Source organism: Pseudomonas sp. SDO5522_S412, assembly GCF_054071215.1.
Genome location: NZ_JBSVWQ010000303.1, coordinates 1 through 5922 on the forward strand (window position 1 = coordinate 1; position 5922 = coordinate 5922).

At 61.2% G+C, this 5922-nt stretch carries 5 protein-coding genes; all 5 read right to left on the reverse strand.

Annotation, left to right across the window (positions count from 1 at the left end; all coding sequences use genetic code 11):
* Positions 1–51: 51 nt before the first annotated feature.
* The 5 genes from ACW9I6_RS30135 to ACW9I6_RS30155 all read right to left on the reverse strand — a co-directional run bounded on the left by ACW9I6_RS30135 (position 52) and on the right by ACW9I6_RS30155 (position 5825).
* On the reverse strand, positions 52–672 hold the full coding sequence (locus ACW9I6_RS30135; RefSeq protein WP_003209312.1) for a TetR/AcrR family transcriptional regulator: 621 nt from the start codon (positions 670–672) through the stop codon (positions 52–54).
* A 27-nt stretch (positions 673–699) separates the two neighbouring features.
* Positions 700–2382, reverse strand: a complete 1683-nt coding sequence (gene phaC / locus ACW9I6_RS30140) for a class II poly(R)-hydroxyalkanoic acid synthase (RefSeq protein WP_003209314.1) — start codon at positions 2380–2382, stop codon at positions 700–702.
* Between the two features lie 101 nt (positions 2383–2483).
* Positions 2484–3329 (reverse strand): poly(3-hydroxyalkanoate) depolymerase, encoded by an 846-nt coding sequence (gene phaZ / locus ACW9I6_RS30145; protein WP_457340156.1) that lies wholly within the window; start codon positions 3327–3329, stop codon positions 2484–2486.
* 189 nt (positions 3330–3518) lie between these two features.
* Entirely contained in the window at positions 3519–5198 is a 1680-nt protein-coding gene (gene phaC, locus ACW9I6_RS30150) for a class II poly(R)-hydroxyalkanoic acid synthase (protein ID WP_102605853.1), read from the reverse strand.
* A gap of 249 nt (positions 5199–5447) precedes the next feature.
* Positions 5448–5825, reverse strand: a complete 378-nt coding sequence (locus tag ACW9I6_RS30155; RefSeq protein ID WP_003209319.1) for a gamma-butyrobetaine hydroxylase-like domain-containing protein — start codon at positions 5823–5825, stop codon at positions 5448–5450.
* Positions 5826–5922 lie beyond the last annotated feature (97 nt).

The window sequence follows — 5922 nt, forward strand, 5'->3', positions numbered from 1 at the left end:
CACATGTATTGACTGACACTCCGCTTTCGCGAGCAAGCCCGCTCCCACATTTTAGTCCGCGTCGTCCAGGTAGCGCAGCGCCAACCTCTCTGTCGCCAGCCTCGCCGGCATCAGCAGATGTGGGGCCACCAGCATCATGATCTGGTACACCACCACCCGCACCTCACCTTCTCGGTCGAGAATCCGCTGGTAGTCCAGGGAAAACAGCAAGGTCATGGTGATCTGTTCCACCAACTGCCCCAGCGCCTGGGTTTCACTGACCAGTTGCCCATCCGTCTTGAGGCGGGCCAGCAACGAGGCCAGCGTGCGCTTGAGCGCCGTCAGCAGGTTGCGGATGCCCTTGGCCAGTTTCGGCAAGCGGCCCGCCAGGTTCGACAGGTCCTGGAACAGAAACCGATAGTGCGCCATGCGCTCCACGATCAGGTGCAGGAACAGCCAGTAATCCTCGGCCGCCAGTTGTGCGTCTTCCGGCGGATCGAGCAACGGCGCCAATTCGTTTTGAAAGCGCTCGAACAGCCCGAGCACCAACGGTTCCTTGCCATGGAAGTGGTAATAGAGATTGCCGGGGCTGATCCCCATTTCATTGGCCACCTCCATGGTCGACACGTTCGGCTCGCCCTTGTGGTTGAACAACTGCAAGGCACATTCAAGGATACGGTCGCGGGTCTTCATCCAGTCTTCTTAAAGTCGTCGTGGGGCTCAGCGGACCCGCACATAGGTGCCCGGCGCCGCTTCCATCGGTGGGTAATTCTGGTTGCCCAGGGCGGTCAGTGTTTCGCGCTGCACACCGGAGCGCTGCTGGATCCACGCCAGCCAGTTGGGCCACCAGCTGCCCTCGACATGATTGGCGTCGTAGTACCAGGCGCGCGGGTCGCTGCTCAGCTTGAGGTTCTCGACGTAGTTGGCCTTGGGGTTGCCCGGCGGGTTGAGGATGCTCTGGACATGCCCGCTGTTGGACAGAATGAAGCGCTTGTCGCCGCCCAGCAGCTGGGTGGAGCGGTACACCGCGTCCCACGGCGTGATGTGGTCGTTGATGCCGCCCACGCTGAAGCTGTCCACCGTCACCTTCTGCAAGTCGACAGGCGTGCCGCACACCTCCAGGCCGCCGGGATGGCTCAGCGGGTTGTGCTTGAAGAAGTCCAGCAAGTCGCCATGCAGCGCGGCGGGCAGGCGGGTGTTGTCGTTGTTCCAGTACAGGATGTCGAAGGCCGGCGGTTCCTTGCCCAGCAGGTAATTGTTGATCCAGTAGTTCCAGATCAGGTCGTTGGGACGCATCCAGGCGAATACCTTGGCCATGTCCCGGCCGTCGAGTACGCCTTGCTGGTAAGAGCGGCGCTTGGCGGCTTCCAGCGTCTGTTCGTCGGCGAACAGGGTGGCGGGGCTGTCGATCTGGCTGTCCAGCAGGCTCACCAGGTAGCTGGCGCTGGAGATGCGGCGCAGCTGGCGCTTGGCCTGCAGATGGCCTTGCAGCGCGGCGATGGTCAGGCCACCGGCGCAGGCGCCCATCAGGTTGACCTCGCGGGCGCCGGTGATTGCGCGGGTTACGTTCAGCGCTTCTTCCAAAGCCGCGACGTAGGTGGACAAGCCCCATTCGCGGTGGCGTACATCCGGGTTGCGCCAGCTGACCATAAACACTTGCAGGCCATTTTTCAGGGCGAACTGGACGAAGCTGTTGTTCGGGCTCAGGTCGAAAATGTAGTACTTGTTGATTTGCGGCGGCACCACCAGCAGCGGCTTGGCGTACTGTTTTTCGCTCATGGGCTTGTACTGGATCAGCTCCAGCAGTTCATTGCGAAACACCACCGAACCGGGTGTGGTGGCCACCGTCTTGCCGACTTCAAAGGCCTGCTTGGTGACCTGGCGCGGCAAGCCGTTGTTGTGCAGCAGGTCGTCGAACAGGTTGCTGACGCCACGCACCACGCTGTTGCCGCCGGAGTTGAGCAGCTCCTTGATCGCCAGCGGGTTGAGCAGGGTGTTGGATGGCGACACCGCATCGTTGAGCAGGGCAAAGGCAAAGTGCGCCCGGGCCCGGTCGTCGGCGCTGAGGTTGCTGTCGTCGATCCAGTGGCGGGTCTGTTTTTGCCAGCTCAGGTAGGCTTGCAGGCTGCGCCGATAAAACGGGTTGAGCTGCCAGGTCGGGTCGGCGAAGCGGCTGTCCTTCGGGTTCGGCTCGTGCACCGTTTCCCCGAGCAGCACGCGGCCCAATTGCCCGCCCAACTTCAAGGCGTGGCGGGCGGTGTGCACCGGATTGCGCAGGCCGTGTGCGGCGACGCTGCGCAGGGTCGAGAGCAAATCCCGGCCGCGCAGGCCGGTGATCGCACTTTCAATATTGATGAACGCGGCGGGTGTGGGCACCGGGTTCGATACGGGTCTTTCTCGCATGCGCCAACACTCCTTCGTCAAGCCATCAACAAGCACGCCAATTCAGAACCATAGTCGGTTCTGGCCAAGTTGCGCGGCGCGGTCGTCCTGACCGCCGCCGTCTAAAGTGCGGGTTGCGGGTGAATCACCGCCCTCAGGCGTTCCTCCTGGAGAAACTTCATGATGATCGGCGCCACGGCCTCGGCCCGGGTAATCAGGAACAGATGGCCGTCGTCGATGATGTGCAATTGGGCGTTGGGAATACGCCAGGCCAGCATACGCATGTTGATCAGCGGGATCAGCGGGTCGTCGTCGCCGGCCAGCACCAGGGTCGGCTGCTTGATCTTGTGCAGCCAGTGGATGCTGGTCCAGCCAAGTCCGGCGAACAGTTGCCAGTAGTAACCCAGCTTGCCCGCCGAACGCACTTTGCTCGCGTGTTCGGCGGCCAGTTTCGAATCCCGACGGAAGGAGCCGCCGTAGATCATCGGTGCAATGCGCACCACGTGGGACGGTTGGATATAACGCCGGGGGCTGGCCATCAGCCACAAGACCTTCGGCTTGCCCGGCACCATGAAGGCACCGGCGGCGGTGGCGGCCAGAATCAGCTTCTTGCAGCGTTCCGGATAGTAATAGGCGAACTGCTGCGCCAGCGCGCCGCCCCAGGAAACGCCCACCGCGTTGACCTGGCCATAGTCCAGGTAGTCGAGCATGCGCGCGGTGAGTTTGGCCAGGCCGGGAAAGCGATAAGGCCGGCTGGGGGTCGACGAGCCGCCGACGCCTGGCACATCAAAGGCAATCACTTCCAGGTCCGGGTCCAGGGCCTGGACGAACGGAAACACCAGCTCAAGGTTGGCGCCGATGCCATTGAAAATCAGCAGCGGCGTCAAGTGAGGCTTGCCCGGGCGTACCGCCGTGCGGATAGCTTGGCCATCCAGGTCGATGGTACGGAAGATGAACGGTTGCGGCATGGGCTTACCCTGCAAAGTGGCGCGCTATTCCCTGTCGGAACTCGGTCAGTGTGGGAGCGGCGGTGCGACGATTCGACTTGCTCGCGAAGGCGGTGAATCCGTCTCTAGATGCATCAACTGACACACCGCCTTCGCGAGCAAGCCCGCTCCCACAGTTGATACCGTTCCAGTCACAAAAGTGTGTGTGCTTTATCGTTCATGTACATAAGTGCCCGGCGCCGCTTCCGCCGCTGCATAAGTCTTGTTGCCCAGGTTCGCAGGCGCCTTCTTCAACTTGCCCGACCGCTCCGCCTGCCACGCCTGCCAATGCAACCACCACGAATCGGTGTGCTTGGTGGCGTTCTCCTGCCAGTCCAGGGCCTTGCCCGGCATCGTATCGCTGGTCTGGTAACGCGACTTGGGATTGCCCGGCGGGTTCAGAATGCTCTGGATATGCCCGCTGCTGGACAGCACAAACTCCACCTTGCCGCCAAACAGCTGCGCCGACTTGTAGCAGGACTGCCACGGTGTGATGTGGTCGTTGGTGCCGGCCAAAGAATAAATATCGGCAGTGACCTGCTTCAGGTCGATCGGCGTGCCGCACACTTCCAGGGCATTGGCCCGCACCAAGGGATTGTTCTTGAACAGTTCGATCAGGTCGCCATGGAACGCGGCCGGCAAGCGGGTGGTGTCGTTGTTCCAGAACAGGATGTCGAACACCGGTGGCTCGTTGCCCAGCAGGTAGTTGTTGACCCAGTAGTTCCAGATCAGGTCATTGGGGCGCATCCAGGCAAACACCTTGGCCATGTCGCGGCCTTCCAGCACACCGGCCTGGTAGGAATGGCGCTTGGCTGCTTCCAGGGTCTGTTCGTCGACGAACAACGCCACCTGGGTGTCCAGAGTGGTGTCCAGCACGCTCACCAGCAGGGTCAGGGCGTTGACCTTCTTCTCGCCCAGCGCCGCGTAGTGGCCCAGCAGGGCGGTGCAGGTGATGCCGCCGGAGCAGGCGCCGAGCATGTTGATGTCTTTGCTGCCGGTGATCGCGCTCACCACATCGACCGCTTCTTTCAGCGCCTCGATGTAGGTCGACAGGCCCCACTCGCGCTGGGCCTTGGTCGGGTTGCGCCAACTGACGATAAACGTCTGCTGGTTATTGCGCAGGCAGAAGCGCGCCAGGCTCTTGTCCGGGCTCAGGTCGAATACATAGAACTTGTTGATCTGCGGCGGCACCACCAGCAGCGGGCGTTCGTGCACCTGCTCGGTGATCGGCCGGTACTGGATCAGCTCCAGCACATCGTTGCGAAACACTACGGCGCCTTCGGTGGTGCCCAGGCTCTTGCCCACTTCAAAGGCGCCCATGTTGACCTGGCTCGGCATGCCGCCGTTGTGCACCATGTCCTTGGCCAGGTTGGACAGGCCATCCAGCAGGCTCTTGCCGCCGGTTTCAAAGAAGCGTTTGACCGCCGCCGGGTTGGCTGCGCTGTTGGTGGGCGCCATGGCTTCGGTCATCAGGTTGATGACGAAGTGGCCGCGGCTGATGTCGTGTTCCGACAGGTTGCTGTCACCGATCCAGTCGTGCAGCTCCTTGCGCCACGCCAGGTAGGTTTGCAGGTAACGTTTGTAGAGCGGGTTCTGGGTCCACGCCGGGTCGTTGAAACGACGGTCGTCGGCCTCGGGTGTCAGCTGTGATTTGCCGAACACCACGTTCTTCAATTCGACGCCGAAATGGGCGACATGCTTGACGCTGTGCAACGGTTGTTTGATGGCCTGGGTCAGCACCATCCGAGCGGATGCCAGTAAATCCTTTTTCCGTAACGCGATGATCGGGTTCAGCCCCAGGGTGTTTTCCGAGGCCTGGCGTTTCAAGTCATCGTTGTTCTTGTTACTCATCTACGACGCTCCATTGTCCGACAGACGAGTACCGGGTACCGCTGTGTACCACTACTTGCCACACAGCACAGCCTGGTACTACTGCTCGGGTGACCGTTAATACCGCATCGTCAAATGCAGGGAACTTGCCAGTTCCATTGGTTACCCGAGTTTAATTTTTTTCGCAAGCGGGCCAATCGTTGGCCACGACAGAGGGGCATTCAAGCAGATGGAATTAGAAAATGCCCACTAATGAGCAAGAGGCCTGGGCTAGAGCATCAGCCGCACGACCGACTGGCTCGGGTCGCGGGTTTTTCCGGCGGCTTTCAGCTCGGCAAGATAGTCAGCCCACAGCGCGTCCTGACGCACGGCAAGTTGATAGAGGTAGTCCCAGGTGAACAATCCGCTGTCATGGCCATCGTCGAAGGTCAGTTTCAGTGCGTATTGGCCGGCGGGTTCGATCTTGGTCAAGCCGACATTGAGCTTGCCGAATTGCAGGATCGGTTTGCCGTGGCCCTGGACCTCGGCGGAGGGGGAGTGCACGCGAAGGAATTCGGCGGGCAGTTGATACACCTCGTCGGGACCGTAGGTGAGGCCCAGGGTCCTGGAGGCTTTGTGCAGGTTGATGGCGGTAGGCAGTTTGGTCATTTGGGGAACCGCTCAGAGATGATCCTGAAGGAACCGGCTTTAAACTGTGGGAGCGGGCTTGCTCGCGAATGCGCTGGGTCAGTCACCGTTGCATAAA

Bases quoted from the DNA above. Each gene is read 5' to 3' on its own strand.
- ACW9I6_RS30135 (WP_003209312.1), bottom strand. From the start codon at position 672: ATGAAGACCCGCGACCGTATCCTTGAATGTGCCTTGCAGTTGTTCAAC.
- phaC (WP_003209314.1), bottom strand. From the start codon at position 2,382: ATGCGAGAAAGACCCGTATCGAACCCGGTGCCCACACCCGCCGCGTTC.
- phaZ (WP_457340156.1), bottom strand. From the start codon at position 3,329: ATGCCGCAACCGTTCATCTTCCGTACCATCGACCTGGATGGCCAAGCT.
- phaC (WP_102605853.1), bottom strand. From the start codon at position 5,198: ATGAGTAACAAGAACAACGATGACTTGAAACGCCAGGCCTCGGAAAAC.
- ACW9I6_RS30155 (WP_003209319.1), bottom strand. From the start codon at position 5,825: ATGACCAAACTGCCTACCGCCATCAACCTGCACAAAGCCTCCAGGACC.